The organism is Mycoplasma sp. P36-A1 (assembly GCF_049478495.1).
Classification (GTDB): Bacteria; Bacillota_I; Bacilli_A; order JAJDGJ01; family JAJDGJ01; genus P36-A1.
Genome location: NZ_CP168083.1, coordinates 513,601 through 532,328 on the forward strand (window position 1 = coordinate 513,601; position 18,728 = coordinate 532,328).

The window sequence follows — 18,728 nt, forward strand, 5'->3', positions numbered from 1 at the left end:
TATCATTTATATATTAAAAAAGTCCTAAATTAGATAAAACAAAAAATATTCTAGATTATAGAATATTTTATTGATAAATATATTTTAATATTAGATTGTTTGCAGTGTTTTTTATAAACCTTTGTAAATTATCAAGTTTAAAGCTATCATTATCATATTTTAAGGAAATAGCTTCAATAGCATATTCACAAGCTAACATAATTTTTTCATTATTGCTAAAAGATTCTAAACAAGTTGCTAAAGTTTTAATAGTATATAATTCTGCTTTATCTAAAGCTTCATTTTCAAGCTTATACACATTTTCTATAGCATTATCAATATCAGCTAAAGAATCATTATTTAGAATATATGAGTTTGCAGCAGCAATTGCTTCTTTTATATAAGAGTTATTTCTATCCCTAAACTGGGTAGCTTTTAATGTGTAAGATGCTAACATAACTGCAAACTGATAAGTAGCTTGTGGTAAGCATTTTGTAAAAGCTTCAACTAGGTTTAAATCATTAAGAAATTGTTTGTTATTCATGTGCTAGCTCCATTTCATTATAATCATTTAATACTGAAATAATATAATCAATTTCTTTAGTGCTAATAGTATATGGAGGAATAAAGCGAATAGTTTTACCCTTAGAAGTCCCATTAATAATTAAATTATTTCTTAGGCAATAATTTTTTAAGTCATTAAATATTACTTGATAGTTGGTATTATTTATATCAATTGCACACATTAAACCTAATCCACGAGGATTATTAAATAGCTTTTTATGATAACATAACTCTTTTAATTTTTGTAAAAAGTAATTACCATTATCTAAGTTGTTATTTAATAAATTATTTTTTTCAATATAATCAATACCTGCACTTACTATTGATGCAGCATATGGTGCATTTTGATGAGTAGAAGCAGTTGCTATAGGATCTTGTTCATTTACAAAATTTGCATTAACACTAACTACACTAACAGGATAACCATTTCCTACACCTTTAGCTGAAATGATAATATCTGGTACTACATTTATTTGTTGATAATAATACCATTTGCCAGTTCTAGCAAAACCACATTGACTTTCATCAAATATTAATAAAATATGATATTTGTTACAAATTTCTCTTAAACCTACAAAAAATTCTTGTGGTAAAAAAAGCATACCACCCATGCTGATAATAGGCTCAATAGTAAAACAAGCAACTTGATTAGAACTTGCTAATAATTCAAATTCTTGTAAAGATGCAGCTACATCACTAGAGTTTAAAGGTGTTGTAATTGTGCTAAATAAATTCTTTTCAAAATTATTACTAATAGCTAAAAAACTATGATCATTAGTTATAACCATTTTCTTTTTTGTGTAATGTCTAGCATATTTAATAGAAAAATTAATTGCCTCTGAACCAGTTGATAGAAAAATAGAGCGAGGATTAAATCCTAGCATTATTGAATCTAATTGCTTAGAAGCCTTTAAAACACTTAAAGAGTAACTATATACATTAGTATGTACTAGAGTATTATTTACCTTTTCCAATATTTCTTTGAAATATTCATTGCTATGTCCAAATATAGTGCAAAACTGTCCACCATTACAATCGAGTAATTCATTACCATACTCATCTATTAAATATAGTCCCTTACCACTTTTGATTATGTAATCATCACTATTAATTATTGGTAAAAGGTATTTATTATATTCATTTTTCATACTACTATCCATAAAAAAACCTCTTTTCTTATCTAATACTATAGCATATATAAAATAATAATTGTATTAAATAAACTTGATTCTATTACTAATTATAAACATAATTAATCATGGTTATGATAGTAATGCTAATAATAAAATTATCCTTTTAGAAAAATAAAAAAAGTTGCAACTCTATAGAGTACAACTTTATTTAAAAATTATTTTGTTGAAGATTCAACATATTTTTTAAAAGTTCCATTAAATGGTGTCTTTTCCGTTTGTAAGGCATTACTTCCATCACTATTATCTGGTTTTATTGCTGAAACAGAATAATTTGTAGTTGGAAACTGAGGGTAAGCTTTCTTTAAAGAAACTTTCATACGATAACTAGCATAACTGATATCATCAACAGAAGGATATACTACAGATTGTGCATTGACCATTCCAGTGCCACCACCAATATATAACTTTTCAATTGAAATACCATTGTTTAAACCAACTAAGATTTCATATAAAGATATAATATCATTTTTAGTTAGATTAGTTCTCATGTTCTTAGAAACACCTGTTAATAAATTATTAATAGTGTCAATATTGTTAATTGATTTAGCTTTTTCTAATATAGCTTCAATAACAATTTGTTGATTTCGGCCACGATAGAAATCGCCACCATCTTGATTATATCTATTTCTTGCAAAGGCTAAAGCAGACTCACCATCAAAGTGGTTTACTTTTCCTTCTTCCCAACACATTGTGTCCTTTTTACCTTTAGAATTTTGCTCGCAGACTTTTTCTACGCCTACATTAGCAGTGTTTTTAGGAACATCAACATCGATACCACCTAAAGCATCAATAATATCAATAACACCTACAAAATTAATTCTAACAGTATAATCAACTTTAATATCATATATAGATTCAAGTGTTTTTTTAACACAACTAGTCCCACCATAAGCAGCTGCGTGAGTTAATTTATCATAACCATAGCCACCACATTGTATTTGCACATAAGAATCTCTTGGAGTAGTTAAAGTAGTTACACGACCAGTAGTTGGATCAAAGGTAACCAATACATTTGAATCAGAATTAGATACATCACTAATATCAGAACTTCTACTATCAATTCCAGATACTAAAATAGTAAAAGGTTCAGTTGTAATATCTTTTGAAGTACTAACAGTTTTTGCAGCTTCAGTTTCTTCAAAAGAAACGACTTCTTTCATATTACTAACTGCTTGAGCATTTACCTTTAATAAATCCTCATCAGCTAAGCTTTTAACGCTCATTAAATCAATCTCACCTTTTTCTAAAGCTTTATAAGCATCAGAAATAGTTGGATATTGTTTAATGTTATCAGTTTTATTCAACTCTTTAACTTTTGCTAAAGCTAAAGAACCATTTTCATAAAATTTAATATTTTGAATACCAATTTTAGTTTTTTTAGTAATATCATCAACACTAGAAATAGTTGAATCTTTATCAGTAACTAAACTTGTTCGATAAACACCACTTGTATTCATAGCAGCAAAAGCATTATTATAATTTAACAAGAATTCATTTCCTTTGAAAATTCCAAAACCAACTAGAACAATAAGTATACCTCCAAGAACATTTTTCCATGTAGTATTATTGAACTTATTTAACAAGAAAGCAACCAATATATTTATTAGCAATAAAAAGAATGCTAGTATAATTACCTTATTTATAACAGTGAATTTTAAAGATGGGAATGTGTAAAATACATTTGCTATTGTTAACAGTGATGCTACAACCAAAACGACTTGTATGGCTATCTTTAATTTTTTATTAGTTTGCATAACTACCTCCCTTTAAGTATTATACAAGAATAGACTTATAATGTGTATCTATTTTTGTTAATTGTACATTATAAGTGCATATTTGTATTTACATTAGTAAAAAAAACTTAATAACTACAGATTCAAAAGGCATATTTTAGTAGTTATAAAGATATTATAAATAGTTAATGTCATAAAAAAACATTATTAATGCAATGTAACTATTAAGCAGCTAAATATAGTATAATTAGTATAAGGAGTTGAGAATTTTGAATATAAATTTGAAAAAAATAGTAGTTGTAACCTTATTAGTAGTAATAGGAGCTATGATTTACATTACTGAAGCCTTTTTAGGGTTAGGATGGGTGAATAAATAATATGAATTTAGAACATTTTAATAAAGCACAACAAGATGCCATAACTTCAACAGATCCATATATCAGAGTAATTGCAGGAGCAGGTTCAGGTAAAACCGCAGTACTAACAACTCGTATAGCTTACTTAATACAAGAAAGAAAAGTAAAATCAAATAAGATTTTAGCTATTACTTTTACAAATAAAGCAGCAACTGAAATGAAAGATAGAGTATATGACTTGCTTGGCGATCAGCAAAGTGATTTTAAAGGAGTAGTAGCAACATTTCATGGATTTTGCTTAAGAGTTTTAAAAGAAGATATAAATATGTTAGGTTATCCTAATAATTTTAATATTATTGACCCTGATGATCAAAAATCCATTTTGAAAGATATTAATAAAGAGTTAGAATATGATGCAGAAACTTTTAAAGTTAAAGCAATAATATCATATATATCTAACAAAAAAAATAAATATAACTTAGAAAAACTAGATGAAAACTTAGAAAGAGTATATGATATTTTTTATGATAAATACGAAAAATATTTACAAGAACATTTCTACTTAGATTTTGATGATTTAATAATAAAAGTTGTAAAGTTATTTGAAACAAATGCAGTAATTTTAGAAAAGTGGCGTTATCGTTTTAATTATATTATGGTAGATGAATTTCAAGATACAAACTCACAACAATATGAATTAGTTAAAATGCTAGCCTTAGAACAAAACATATTTGTTGTTGGAGATCCAGATCAAAATATATATTCTTGGAGAGGTGCTAAAATAGAGTATATAATGAATTTTGAAAAAGATTTTAAAAATGCTAAAACAATAAAATTAGAATATAATTATCGTTCATATTCACATATATTAGATATAGCAAATGATTTAATACAAAACAATGATAATCGAATTGAAAAGAAATTAATTCCAACATTAGATAGTGAAGATAAAGTAATCCATTTTGTAGCCGATACAGCTGAGCAAGAAGCTAATTATGTTGCTGAAAAAATTAATGAAATAATTGCTAATAATGATGGAGTAAATTATAATGATTTTGCGATATTATATCGTTCAAATTATATATCACGAGTATTTGAACAAAAATTAACTCAAATGAATATAGATTATAAAATATATGGTGGAACTCGCTTTTATGAACGTAAAGAAATAAAAGATTTCATTTCTTATTTAAAAGTTATTGATAATGAAGATGAACTAGCTTTAACAAGAATTATTAATGTTCCTAAAAGAAAAATAGGTCCAAAAGCAATTGAAAAAATTACTAATTATGCTAGAAGTAATAAAATTGGTATGTTTGAAGCATTAAAAAATAACTTGTCTGAAATAAAATTAAGTAAAACACAAGAAAAAAGTTTGGCTGAATTTGTCGATATTATAAAACAGCAACAAGAAAGTAATGAAGAAGTATTCAGTATGCTAGTTAATATAAATGATAGTGTTAATATACTAGATGAATATAATTTTCAAAGTTTTGAATATCAAAAAAGAGCAGATAATGTACAAGAGCTTATAAATTATGCTCAAACTATTGATTTAAGTCTTAGTGATTTTTTACAAAGTGTTAGCTTAGATACCACTGATGAAAAAGAAGATAGTCCTAAAGTTTCTTTAATGACAATGCATGCTGCTAAAGGTTTAGAATATAAATACGTTTTTACGGTCTTTTTAAATGATGGAGTATTTCCAAGTTCATATTCAATGGAAAGATTAAATTTTGAAGAAGAAAGAAGACTAGCATATGTTGCATTTACAAGAGCTAAAAATCAATTGTTTTTAATATCTCATCGTATGAATCAAAATAACTATACTAATGTTTCAAGTAGTGTTTTTGTAAAAGAGATAGATAATGAACATTTAGATAAAGAAGGTAAATATAAACAGGATTTACATTTACATACTAATGTAAATGAAATGGAAATGATGAAAAAAAGAAAGAATAACATGAAAGAAAAGCAAGAGTTTAACAAGGGCGATAAAGTCATACATCCGATATTTAAAAAGGGTGTTATTATTGAAGTTAATGACAACATTGCTAAAATAGCCTTTGAAGCAAATGTAGGAATTAAACACATGAATCTAGATTTTATAGAAAAAGCTTAAAAAACAGTTAAATTATCGAAAATGCTATGTTATAATAAAGAGTGATTATTACAAACGAGGAGGAATTGTGATGACTTTAAAGAATAAAGTTACTTTAGGCCTAGTAATAGCTAGTTTAGCTACAGGTGTCATTTATGCACAAAATGATACAACTATTACAGATGGTGATAAAGAAGTACTTACAGTAAATGGGAATAAAAAAACATCTTTAGATTTATACAATGCAATAGAATTAAATGCAGGGTTTACACCAGCATTAGAGGTGTTAGATACAAAAGTTCTTGAACAAATCTACAAAGATGATTCAAGATTAGCAGCAGTAGTTAATGATAAATATAAAGAAGCAGAAGAAACAGCAAAATCTTCAGACAGTACAATGGCAAAGGAATATGAAATATATAGTGCAACAAATAAAGATGAATATATTAAAAATTCTGGAATTAGATTAGCAGCACTAAGAAAATTAGCTGCAATTGATCAAGCAGAAAAAGCAATATTTTCAAAAGCTCAAATGCAATATGTCTATGATAATTATTTTTCAGGTACTGGAGAAATTTTTAACATTTTAATATCTCCTGCAGTGTCTGCAGCTGATTATGGTAATGAAGAGACAATTTCAAAAGCTAAAGCTGAAGCATTAAAAACAGCAGAACAAGTTATCAGTGAAATAAATGCAGGAACAATATCATTTCAAGATGCAGTAAAGAAATATAGTAGTAATAAAATAAATGATAATGGTTCTTTAGGAAAATACAATGTAAATTCAGCAAGGGAAGCTGGATTAAATAAAGGTATAATAAATGCAGCATTTTCATTAGAAGATGGCAAAGCTAGTAAAGTTATTGCTACTGAAAATGGATATGAAATAGTAATGATTAAATACTCAGAAGCAAAGAAAACATATGAAGAATTAGAAAAACAAGTTGCTAGTAAATTATATGATATATATTCAACAGAAAATACAAATGTTGAAAAATATGTCTTAGATTTATTTAGATCTGATAATAAAATATCATTTAATGATAATGCTTATTCAAAAGAATATGCATCAAGTGTAATCGATAATAGAGTAAACTATCAACAGTTTGATCCAAACAATGCTTCAAGCGGATACGACTTTGGATACTAGGGGGAAAGATAAATGAAAAAATTATATAAATTATCTTTAAGCTGTCTATTATTGGTTGGGTTAAGTGCTTGTTCTAGTGCAAATGCAGCTAGTGATGCTTTAATTACGATGGCAGATCAATCAGTAAATAAAACAGAAATATTTAATCAAGCAAAAATAGATAGTAAAGGTGAAGGCTTTTTTGATTTAATAGATTCACAATTACTAGCAGCAAATTATAGTATAGATAAAAATAATAAAGTAAAAGAAAAAGTAGAAACACAGAAAAAGACTATTTTAGAAAGTAATCCAGATATACTTTCACAATATGATGTAAAAGATATGGATGAATTAGTATTAAAAGCTGGGATTATTTTATCAGCTCAAAGAGAACAATATGCCAAAGATCAATTTAACAAAGAATTTGTTAATGATGCCTCTTTAAAAGCGTTGTATGATAAAAAAGCTGGGGAGTTAGTTTCATATACAGTAGTTGAATTAGATGAAACATTATTTGATAATGATGAAGAAAAACTAAAAGAATCAGTTGCTAAAATAAAAGAAACACTAAGTACAGTAACAGCAGAAAATGTAGAAGAAACATTCACAACTCTAGCAAAAGAATACCCAGGGGATGAATCAACAATTACTAATGGTAAAAAAGAAAGTGTTAGTAGAGATGATGTTGATGATAAAGTATTAGCTAAATTAGATTCTTTAAAATACAAAGAGTTTACTAAAGATCCTGTTGTTGATGAAGATAAATATTATTTTATCTATAAATCAAACAATGATGAAAGACTTAGCTTTGAAGCAAGTAAAGAAAGATTAAGAGATTTACAATACGAACAAGCTACAGAAGCAAATTCATATATGGATGATTATTTCTTATATAAATTAAGAAGTGGTGCCAAAATTACTTTTCCAAATAGTAAAGATCAAAAAACATACAATATGGCAATGGCAGCAATAAAAACTAATTATGATGATGCAGCAAAGGAGGAAAAATAATTATGGCCTCTAATAAAAATATGAAAAAAACTGCAAATAAGGCACGTAACTCAAAAGCGGGTCTAAAAATGGACTTTAGTGATGAAAAAACAAAGAAAAGAATTATTACTGCAATTGTAGCGGTAGTAGTTATAATAATGGTTGCATCTATGATTGTTCCATATATGGGTGGTAATTCAGGAACGTATAAACTAAGTGACAGTGCTTTAAAAGGTGATGTAGAATATACAGCTGCTGACTACAATCCACAAGATATCTTAGTAGGTGAAACTTATAATAGAGTAGATAAAGAATATGTAGTTTTATTTGGTACTGCAGAACAAACAAGTAATATGGCAGCTGGAATTACAAAGTTACCAGTATATACAGTTGACAGTACTACATTTGATAACTCATCTTTAACAAAAGATGTTACAAATGCATCAAGTTTACCACAAGCACCAAAGGATATAAAAATAAGTAAAGAATTAGCTTTGATCAGAATTAAAGATGGTAAAGCAACAGTATTTAAAAATACATCTGCAACTGCAGAACAATATATAAAAGAATTAGAATAAGCTGTTAACACAGCTTATTTTTAATATAAGGGAGGCATTTATGAAAAATATAATTAAACAATATAGTGGAATATTAATTGGGGTATTATTAATAGTAGTTGCTATTAAGATGTTTTTTGCACCTCATGATATTGCTGCAGGAGGAATAGGTGGATTATCTTTAATAGTAGAAAGAGTATTTAATATAAACATGTCTATTACGACATTTATTTTAAACACAGCTCTTTTAATAATTGGTGCTATCTTACTAGGTAAAGCATTTTTACTAAAAACAGCTTTTGGAACAATGTTAGTTCCAGCTTACATGGCAATAATACCAGAATTAACATTAAGTGATGATATCTTATTGTCAGTATTTATGGGAGCACTGTTAACAGCAGTAGGAGTAGATATACTATATCGTAATAATGCTTCTAGTGGAGGAACAACAATTCCACCACTTATTTTCAAAAAATATTTTGGTATTCCAACTTCAATAGGACTTTTTGCAACAGATGCTGTAATTGTAGGTATTTCTGGTTATGCATTTGGTATAGAAAGTTTTATGTATGCAGTACTAGTTATATTACTAACATCTGTGATAATGGAAACAATATCAAATGGAATATCTCGAAAAAAAGTAATATATATAATATCAACCAAGCAATTAGATATTGAAAAAACCTCTATGGATATTACAGGAAGAGGAGTTACAAGATTAAAAGCATATGGTGGGTATACCCAAGAATCAAGAGACATAAGCATGATAGTGTGTAATGATCGTGATTTAGATAAAATTCAACATATAATTAAAGAAAAAGATCCTAAAGCATTTGTAATAGTACAAAATGCTAATAGTGTACAGGGTGAAGGTTTTAGTTATCGATCAGTGGTGGAATAAGATGGAAAAAAACAGTATGTTAGCTAATAGTATCAGACCAACAAAATTAGAGGATGTAATTGGACAAGAGCACTTAGTTGGAAATAATGGCATAATAAGTAAAATGTTAGAAAAGAATAAACTACTATCAATGATTTTGTATGGCGCAGCTGGAGTTGGAAAAACAACTATAGCAAGAATTATTGTAAATACAAGTAAAAGTGATTTCTTAGAACTTAATGCTACAAATATAACTAAAAAAGATTTAGAAAATGCCATTACAAGATCTAGATTGAGCAGTAATTTTATTTTAATAATAGATGAAATACATCGATTGAATAAAGATAAACAAGATATACTACTTCCAGTTGTTGAAAGTGGTCTAATAACTTTAATAGGATTAACAAATTCAAATCCATATCATTCAGTAAACAAAGCATTAAGATCAAGAGTAATATTACTAGAAGTAAAAGGTATATCAATTGAAGATATGAAAATGTTTTTAGAAAAAATAATTGATGAAACAGAACTAAAAGATATAGAAGAAAAGCAACAAATAATTAGTAAGATTGCATCAGTTTCTAATATGGATATAAGACATGCTATCAACCAACTAGAACTATTAACAATAATATATGAAAAAGACCAACCTATAGATAAACTTTTAGAAAATTTAAACATCAATGTTAAAATAGATAAAAATGAAGACTATTATTACGATACCATATCATCATTACAAAAAAGTGTCAGAGGAAGCGATGTAAATGCAGCACTATTTTACTTAGCAATACTAGTTTTAGCACAGGATTTAGATATAATTGAAAGAAGATTAAGTATAATGGCTTATGAAGATGTAGGCCTTGCAAATCCAGAGGTAGTAGATCGAGTGCTAAATGCCTTAAAAGTAGCAAGAATGGTTGGCTTTCCAGAAGCTAAAATTCCACTAGCTTTTTGTGTGGTTGATTTAGCTTTAAGCTCAAAATCAAATAAAGCTTATGTAGCCTTAGATAAAGCAATAGAATTAGCATCATCAATAAATTTTAGTTTTAATGATTATATGAAACAAACGCCAATGAACATAAAAGATAAGCTAAACTATTATGCAATTCCATATGAAAATAAACACCTCATTCAATACCTTCCAAATGAAATAAAAAATAAGAAATTTTATGAACCTAATAATAAATCAAATTATGAAAAACATCTTAAAACAATTAACGATTACCTAAATAAAATAGATAGAAGTAGTGATTTAGAAGAGCTAAAGAAAAAACTGAACATAAAATAATCGTTTCCTATAGTAAATAATACATTGACTAATTGCATAAAAACGTTTATTATAATAAACAGGTGATGACATGAATAATTATCAATATATAAAAGATGCTTTAGAAAAAGAAAATAAAAGTATCTCAGAATTAGCTAAACAAGTTAATGTATCAAAAGGGTATTTATCAAGATTGATAAATAATAAAATTAATGAACCTGGTAGCACAAAGATTAATGCAATACATCATGCCTTAAATCTACCAACATTACAAGAAAGTTTTGAAAAAAAGGCATATCTAGTGAATGTAGACACAATATCAATTGAAAAATATGTCTATATCGCATCACACAATATTGCTTCTACTAGTGATATCTATATTTTAGTTAAAGATAAAGCAAAAATTAAAGATGTAAAAAAATCATTAAATAGATTTTATGATTACTTGAACTTTTCAAATACTAAAATAGATATAGTGACAGAATCAGACTTGAAAAAAGTTATTAGTAAATCAGGTTATACAAGTTTTTATACCTTTAACAATGAATTTGAAGAGTTTAACTTAAAAGAGTTTACCGATATTAACTTAGAGGAAAAAGAATATCTTAGAATTAAAAGATTGAAAAACAAATCAGTTTTATTAATTTCTAATAATCAAAGTAAACTAAGTATTTTATTAAACGTTTTAAAGTTAACAACTGATTATGCAATAGATGATTTTGCGATATTTAAAGATTTTAATACTCAGAGTGGAACATTTTTAAGTAATCAGGTCCATATAATAGAACAAATAAGTAAACAAAGACAAAATAATCGTTTATATTTTGTAGGAAATGAATTTATTTACTTTGCAGATGATACTGCTTTATCAGATACAAATAATGCTTTAATAAATGCAACAACATATTTAAAATTATTTGATTTAGTATTAAATGTTACATTTAAAGATGATGAACGTAATGATAAAATACAATTACAAAAAAATACAAAGCTAGCTAAGAATCTAAAAAAAGGGTATGTAAATTTAGATGGAAGTATTGAAACAAGACAACTAGCAACAATAATAATAGAAACAGTGGAGGAGTTTATCGATGAAAATTAAGATAGTATTTGACAGTACAATAATGTACACACCAGAAGAGGCTGAAAAGTTTAATGTAGGTATTACACCTTTTATTATCGTTATCAACAATGAAAGTTATAAAGATATGGTCGATATTGATTACAAAACATTTTATGAAAAATTAGATGAAGGCATTGAGGTTAGTACTTCTCAACCAAATGTTGCCGATACAATTGCCTTGTTTGAAAATATACTGACTGAATATGATCATATTATCTACTTCACTTTACCTGAACAATTATCAGGTACATATAATGCTGGAAAACTTGCAGCAAGAGAAGTTTCAGAGGAAAAAATTACTGTTGTAGATATTGCAACTGGAGTAGGAGCTTCTAGAACACTAGCTTTAAATGTTAATAAGATGATTGAAGAAAATAAAACAGTTGAAGAAATAGTAGAGTATTCTAAGTCATTGAAATATAACTCTAAACTATATGTTGTAGTAAGAGATACTAAACAACTGAGAAAAAGTGGTCGTTTTTCAAATATGGCAGCATCAATATTTACTATGATAAAACTAAAACTAGCATTAACACTTAAAACTGATGGTTTAATGGATAAATTTTCTATTTCAAGATCAGAGGCTAAACTTTTAAAAGAAATAGTAGATGATGCTCAAAACATGAATTTCACAGAACAGAATTCAAGAGTATATATAGCTCATGCAAATGTGCTAGATAAAGCTAAAGAATTAGAAAAAAGAATAAAGGATGTTTATCCAAATATTGAAGTTGAATATATGCCTTTTCCACCAACATTAGGTGCACACTCAGGTGCAGGATCTTATGCAGCCCACTTCACAAAAAAAGATTGGTAAACTTAAAATAATACATAGCATTAGAAACAATGATAGGATATAATAATAGCGGAGGTGCATATAATGAAATTTTTCATTGATACTGCTAATTTAGAAGACATAAAAGAAATATCTAAACTAGGATTTATATGTGGGGTTACAACAAACCCATCATTAATAGCAAAAGAAGGTAAAGACTTTAAAACTGTTGTAAAAGAAATAACACAAATAGTTGATGGTCCAATATCAGCAGAGGTTGTTTCAACTGATGCACATGGAATGATAGAAGAAGGTAAACAACTTGCCTTAATCCATCCAAATATTGTAATTAAAGTTCCAATTACACCAGAAGGATTAACTGCTTGTTCTCAACTTGCAAAAGAAGGAATTAAAGTAAATGTAACATTGATTTTTAGTGCCAATCAAGCATTGATGGCTGCTAGAGCAAATGCTGCTTTTGTTTCTCCATTTGTGGGAAGATTAGATGATATAGGACAAGATGGAATAAACTTAATTGAAGAAGTTAGTGATATTTTCACATTACACAATATACAAACAGAAATAATAGCTGCAAGTATAAGAAATCCAATACATGTTACTAGATGTGCACTAGCAGGTGCAGACATTGCAACAATACCTACAAAAGTATTTAAAGAAATGTTTAATCATCCACTAACAACAAAAGGATTAGAAAATTTTGAAAAAGATTGGAAAAATGCTTTTGAGAAGTAATTCTCAAGCATTTTTGCTATATGAGGTAAATTTATGAAATGTTATAATTGTGATGCAGTAATGCCACAAATTCAAAGATTATGTCCAGTGTGTCATGTAAGTATGGAAAGAGAAGATTACTACAATCTTCAAAAAACAAAGAAAATACTAGACAACATAAAAGATATAAAGGATTTTGCGCATTTTATTGGATTATTTTATGTGAAAAGTATTATACTATTAATAGTTGCAGTAGTAGCGATACTTAGTGCAGTATATGCCTTTGTAGTTCATGGTAATAGAATATTATATATGGTACTAGCAGTTGTATTTGTTTTTGCTTTTAATTTTTTCTTAGAAATGAAAAAAGTAGAAAGCTTTTATGCAGATTTTAAAAAAGGAAACAATAGATATGTAATAGCTTATCCATTTAAAAATGAATTTAGAACATTTATAGCTGATTGTATGGAAAGTATTCCTAATGATCGTATATTAAGACAAAGATTAAATGCATATAACAAAAGAGATAAAGAAATAAGAACTTTAAGGTTTAAGACATTTGGATTGTTTCATCCACAAAAACCGAAACTGTTTACTCCTAAAAAAGAAGATTTCTTTAAGAAACATATGAATCCAGAAGCTAAGCATTTTATTAAAACAGGTAATTATGATGATGAATCATATATCGCCTTTGAAGGAACAATACACGGATTTTTAGTAATGGATTCAGGTTTGGTTACATTATTAAATATACCTAAAGTTACAAAGGATTTCACTGCTGATAAAAGAAACTTGCTAAAAATGGATTAGTACAATAGGAGGAAAAATAATGTCAAACTTAAATATTACACTGTTAGAAAGTCCAACTGAATTAGACATCCAACAAATATTTCAAGTATGGGAAAAAGATGTTAAACATGTTAGAGATTTTTTAAATGAAAATCAATTTAAAATGGATCAAGGATTATTTGCAAGAGAATTTAAAGCTTCAAAAGTTTATGTTGCTAGAAATGATACAAATGAAATAAAGGGTTTTATTCTATTAAATAAGCAAAGAATATTAGGATTGTATGTCTTACCAAAACTTCAAAAACAAGGTATTCAAGAAGAGCTTGCTAAACATGTTTTAGTAAATGATGAAGCCAACATGGTCCTAGTAGAAGAAACTGATGAACCATTTTATAACTTTTACTCAAACTTAGGTTTCAGACCAATTGAAAAATCAAAAGTTAATGAATATGGATTATTAATACCAACAATAAAAATGATTAGAGATTAATAGATCTGATAAATAATAATAAAAGCAATTAATTTTGCTTTTTTTTTATATTATTATTTAATTGCATCAGTGTATAGATATTGTTAAAAAAGTCTACAATTATTTTTAAAAAATAGTTAAGTATATTTACAAAAAACAATATAAGTATTATCATAGTGGTAACAAATACGTATTTGGAAAATATCAATCAACTAAATAAGTGAATAATTACTATTAATGTTTAAACTGCTTTATATCAATAGTAATTCTTATGAAAGGAGATGTTAATAATAATTTTATTTATGAATCAAAAGGTGAGTAACTTATAATAATATAAATATAATGATTACTTACTATTCATTCCTTTTTAAACGACAATTTAATATCATATTGTCTAATTCTTTTTTTAATTTTAGATATATACAAAAAAGTGCAATACTCAAAGCTAATTTGATATTGCACTTTTATATTGATTTTTAAAAAGACTAGAACTAATAATTATTAGTTCTAGTCTTTTTGTTATTATTATAAACCGCATTTAAGTTGAGCATTGCAATTAGTACAAGTATTGCAACCACCAACATCCTCAACAGTACCTTCAAGGCATATTGGACAAATATCGCCAACTTCAGTTCCAATATTACGATCTTGTCTATCAGAACGTAACTCAGTTTTCTCTTTGTTTTTTGGAGTTTTAAATTCATCAGATAAAGACAATTGTTCTACAATAGTTTCTTCTTTAGTTAAAGAAAGAACTTGAGTATCACGAGAACCATCAACATAAACAGTTCCACCTTTAGCTCCACCTTTATAAAGTCTTTCATATATTTTTTGAACTTGAGAAACACTATATCCCTTAGGAGCATTAACTGTCTTAGAGATAGAAGAATCAATCCATCTTTGAATGATACATTGAGTATCAGCATGTTCTTCAGGAGTTAAATCCATAGAACCAACAAAATAATCAGGTAGATTATTAGATGTATACTCAGGATGGTGAATTAACCAATCTTGAACAATAGCAGCATCAACTTCAATAAACTTACCTAGTCTACCAGAACGGTAAAACTTAAATGAAAAATAAGGTTCTAGTCCAGTAGAAACACCAACCATAGTTCCAGTAGAACCAGTAGGTGCTATTGTTAATAAGTGAGAATTTCTAATACCATATTTTAAAATATCATTTCTAATATCTTGTGGCATTTTTTTCATGAATCCAGTGTTTATAAAAGCTTCACGATCATTTAAGAAAGGGAAACTACCTTTTTCTTTTGCAAGCTCAATAGAGGCCTTATAAGCAAAAGTTGCAATGTTTTCAAATAACTCATCAACTATTTTATTAGCTTCAACAGAACCATATCTTAAGCCAGCATAAAGAAGTAAATCATGAAGACCCATGACACCTAATCCAATTCTTCTTTCTCCAGTTGCTTGTTCTTTATTAGCTTCTAAAAAGTAAGGAGTATTATCTATAATATTATCTTGCATTCTAATTGAAAGTTCTACAGCATTTTTAAGTTCTTTCAATTTTAATTGTCTAGTTTCTTTATCAATAAAGTTTGCAAGGTTTAAAGCAGATAAATTACAAACAGAATATGGTGCTAAAGGTTGTTCACCACAAGGATTAGTAGCAACAACTTTTTGATTGTATGCTTTAGCATTAGTCATATCATTAGCATTATCAATAAAGAATATTCCTGGCTCAGCAGAGTAAGTAGAACAGAAACAAATTAAGTTCCATAACTCCTTAGCTTTAATAGTTTTATAAACTTTTACAGGATATCCTAATTCAGCCCATTCTCTAACATCACCCATATCCTTCCATTTAGTATCATAAAAAGCCTTTTGTTCAGCATTTAATTTATCTAAATCAGGAAATCTTAATTGAAAATCGCCATCTCTTTCAATAGCAGCCATAAATTCTTTAGAAATAGTTACAGATATATTAGCACCTGTTAAAAATTCTTTATTTTCAACTTCATAATGACCACCAGCCAAAAGCTTTTCATTAGCTTTATCAACAAGTTCTTTTGGTAAGCAATCATGACTGTTAGCAATTTGTTCATACATTGTTTTATCTTCATTAGACAAAGCAACAAATTTAAGTTTTTGTTTTGCAAATTTTCTAATATCTTCATCATCAGAGTTTTCTAAAAGCCATTCTAAAATTTTAGGATTTTGCATTTTAGATACAATAAACTCAATAATATCAGGATGCCAATCAGATAACATAATCATTTGAGCTCCACGACGAGAACCACCTTGTTCAACTAAATGAGTTAAGTTAGATAAGTCATGTAGCCAGCTTACAGAACCACTAGATTTACCGCCAACATCTTTAGCAATAGTGTGTTTAGGTCTTAGTGTAGAACCATTTGTTCCAACACCACCACCACGAGACATTATTTCCATAACCTCTTTACGATGATCAGAAATACCACCACGAGAATCTTCGATAAAAGGCATTACAAAGCAATTAAAATAAGTAACATTAGAACCACTACCAGCACCATATAATACTCTACCAGCAGGTACTAAATTAAAGTCTTTTAACTGTTCAAAAAACTTGTCAGCATATTCTTCTGATAACTCTTTTGATTTTTCTTCTTTAGCTAAAGCAACAGCAATTCTTTTTGCAATTTGCTCATAATAAATCTCTAAAGGTTTTTCAATTTCATTCTTTTTACGAATTACTGTCTTTGTATTAAATTCAGTTTCATCTTTTATTTGATTTACATAATCATCTAAAACTTCAACTGTAACATTATCATCTTCTATTTTTTTAACATATCCAATCCCTCTAGCAGGAAATTTAGGATCAAACTCTAACACAACAATAACTAGATCATTAACTCTAAGAGTTTTAAGACTATTATCCTTTTGTGAATATCTATCAAGCATAACAAGTCGAGAAACACCCTCTAGTGATTTATTATAATCAGATTCTATTGGAAATAGATGAACAAAATCTTCTCGAATTGTGTTGTTCAGGTTTTTAATAGTATCATTATTGTACATTTTATCCCTCTTTCTATAAAAAATGTATTATTTTAGCAGTGAATATAATTCTTAAATACATAATATCACATCATATTATTATACACTTTTATTTCTAAAAATAATACTGTTTTTAAGATGTAAAAATACATCTTAAAATTATAAATTATTATACCTTTTTTTATAGCAATAAACAAGTTATAAAGTTCATTATTTCAACATATATCTTTATAAATAATCGCTTTATAACACCAGAAAAAAACTATGTGTGCACAATGATTTACATATGTGATATATTTGTGCAAGCAACATACAAAAAAGTCTTTAATAAGTTTTTTATATTATATAAGTATTATTGATGTAAAACATAACTTATTAATCTATAAATAAGAATTATTAAGTGCATAGAATATCTAAATTATTAAAAAATCAATTGTTATAAACTAATAATGTTGACCCCACGATTTTTTAAATTATTCATATATTCTTCATGAACTATCTTAGCATCATGATTAGGTGCATCAAAAGTTGCAACAAGATCAGAAATAACATTAACTGTATAAGTTAATTCTTTCTCTTCTTTATATTTTTGTGCAGATAAAGCAAATTCAAAAACACAAATATCACTAACACAACCAATGATATAGATATTCTTTTTATAATCAAAAGGGTTTTTAGCAAAAAAACCATTAGTACTGTTTTTAGGAATAATACTAATTTCTTTAAAGTTCAAAGCATCAATTGGTAGAGATTCATTGTTGCCTTTAATACAATGAATTGGATAAGTACTAAATTCAGTAGCATTAGAAATATGTTGATCAGTGTAATGAACAACTTCTATATTGTTATCAATCATTTCTTTTACAAATTCAGTCATCTTAGGAATTATTTTACAAACATTTGAAGAAGCAAAAGCACCTTCATAAGTAAAGCCATTAATCATATCTATTATTACAAGTAAATCATTATTTGAATTAAGTTTCATATTAATACTCCCATCTTATATTTATATCTTATTTTACTACATATATTCTACAAGACAAGAGTTTAATTATTTTTTAGCAAAATTAGCGATATTATGCTAAAAATACCTA

Annotated in this window: 16 protein-coding genes; 11 read left to right on the plus strand and 5 right to left on the minus strand. The window is 27.1% G+C overall.

Annotation, left to right across the window (positions count from 1 at the left end; genetic code table 4):
• Positions 1-67: 67 nt before the first annotated feature.
• The 3 genes from ACD762_RS02290 to ACD762_RS02300 all read right to left on the minus strand — a co-directional run bounded on the left by ACD762_RS02290 (position 68) and on the right by ACD762_RS02300 (position 3,490).
• Positions 68-523, minus strand: a complete 456-nt coding sequence (locus ACD762_RS02290; protein WP_423364244.1) for a hypothetical protein — start codon at positions 521-523, stop codon at positions 68-70.
• On the minus strand, positions 516-1,703 hold the full coding sequence (locus ACD762_RS02295; RefSeq protein ID WP_423364245.1) for an aminotransferase class III-fold pyridoxal phosphate-dependent enzyme: 1,188 nt from the start codon (positions 1,701-1,703) through the stop codon (positions 516-518). The genes ACD762_RS02290 and ACD762_RS02295 overlap by 8 nt, the downstream gene beginning before the upstream one ends.
• Before the next feature lie 188 nt (positions 1,704-1,891).
• Positions 1,892-3,490 (minus strand): LCP family protein, encoded by a 1,599-nt coding sequence (locus ACD762_RS02300; RefSeq protein ID WP_423364246.1) that lies wholly within the window; start codon positions 3,488-3,490, stop codon positions 1,892-1,894.
• 357 nt (positions 3,491-3,847) lie between these two features.
• On the opposite strand from ACD762_RS02300, the gene ACD762_RS02305 reads away from it, so the two are divergent.
• The 11 genes from ACD762_RS02305 to ACD762_RS02355 all read left to right on the plus strand — a co-directional run bounded on the left by ACD762_RS02305 (position 3,848) and on the right by ACD762_RS02355 (position 14,658).
• The gene (locus ACD762_RS02305; RefSeq protein WP_423364248.1) at positions 3,848-5,947 is read left to right on the plus strand and encodes an ATP-dependent helicase; all 2,100 of its coding nucleotides are present in this window, start codon (positions 3,848-3,850) and stop codon (positions 5,945-5,947) included.
• 70 nt (positions 5,948-6,017) lie between these two features.
• Complete coding sequence (locus ACD762_RS02310) at positions 6,018-7,076, plus strand: peptidylprolyl isomerase (RefSeq protein WP_423364249.1); 1,059 nt, start codon at positions 6,018-6,020, stop codon at positions 7,074-7,076.
• Between the two features lie 12 nt (positions 7,077-7,088).
• Entirely contained in the window at positions 7,089-8,066 is a 978-nt protein-coding gene (locus ACD762_RS02315) for a hypothetical protein (RefSeq protein WP_423364250.1), read from the plus strand.
• 2 nt (positions 8,067-8,068) lie between these two features.
• Entirely contained in the window at positions 8,069-8,623 is a 555-nt protein-coding gene (locus tag ACD762_RS02320; protein ID WP_423364251.1) for a hypothetical protein, read from the plus strand.
• A 40-nt stretch (positions 8,624-8,663) separates the two neighbouring features.
• Positions 8,664-9,503, plus strand: coding sequence for a YitT family protein (locus ACD762_RS02325; RefSeq protein ID WP_423364253.1), 840 nt, complete (start codon positions 8,664-8,666; stop codon positions 9,501-9,503).
• Between the two features lies 1 nt (position 9,504).
• Complete coding sequence (locus ACD762_RS02330; RefSeq protein WP_423364254.1) at positions 9,505-10,770, plus strand: AAA family ATPase; 1,266 nt, start codon at positions 9,505-9,507, stop codon at positions 10,768-10,770.
• Between the two features lie 70 nt (positions 10,771-10,840).
• The gene (locus ACD762_RS02335; RefSeq protein ID WP_423364255.1) at positions 10,841-11,851 is read left to right on the plus strand and encodes a helix-turn-helix domain-containing protein; all 1,011 of its coding nucleotides are present in this window, start codon (positions 10,841-10,843) and stop codon (positions 11,849-11,851) included.
• Positions 11,841-12,689: a DegV family protein gene (locus ACD762_RS02340; RefSeq protein WP_423364256.1), complete on the plus strand. Its 849-nt coding sequence runs from the start codon at positions 11,841-11,843 to the stop codon at positions 12,687-12,689. Before ACD762_RS02335 ends, ACD762_RS02340 begins: the two co-directional genes overlap by 11 nt.
• A gap of 63 nt (positions 12,690-12,752) precedes the next feature.
• Positions 12,753-13,400: a fructose-6-phosphate aldolase gene (gene fsa / locus ACD762_RS02345; protein WP_423364257.1), complete on the plus strand. Its 648-nt coding sequence runs from the start codon at positions 12,753-12,755 to the stop codon at positions 13,398-13,400.
• Positions 13,401-13,433: 33 nt separating this feature from the next.
• Positions 13,434-14,189, plus strand: coding sequence for a hypothetical protein (locus ACD762_RS02350; RefSeq protein ID WP_423364258.1), 756 nt, complete (start codon positions 13,434-13,436; stop codon positions 14,187-14,189).
• Between the two features lie 19 nt (positions 14,190-14,208).
• Positions 14,209-14,658, plus strand: a complete 450-nt coding sequence (locus tag ACD762_RS02355) for a GNAT family N-acetyltransferase (protein WP_423364259.1) — start codon at positions 14,209-14,211, stop codon at positions 14,656-14,658.
• A gap of 504 nt (positions 14,659-15,162) precedes the next feature.
• Here the strand turns inward: ACD762_RS02355 and ACD762_RS02360 are convergent.
• Positions 15,163-17,655, minus strand: a complete 2,493-nt coding sequence (locus ACD762_RS02360) for a vitamin B12-dependent ribonucleotide reductase (RefSeq protein ID WP_423364260.1) — start codon at positions 17,653-17,655, stop codon at positions 15,163-15,165.
• Positions 17,656-18,070: 415 nt separating this feature from the next.
• On the minus strand, positions 18,071-18,619 hold the full coding sequence (locus tag ACD762_RS02365; protein WP_423364261.1) for a cysteine hydrolase family protein: 549 nt from the start codon (positions 18,617-18,619) through the stop codon (positions 18,071-18,073).
• Between the last annotated feature and the right edge of the window lie 109 nt (positions 18,620-18,728).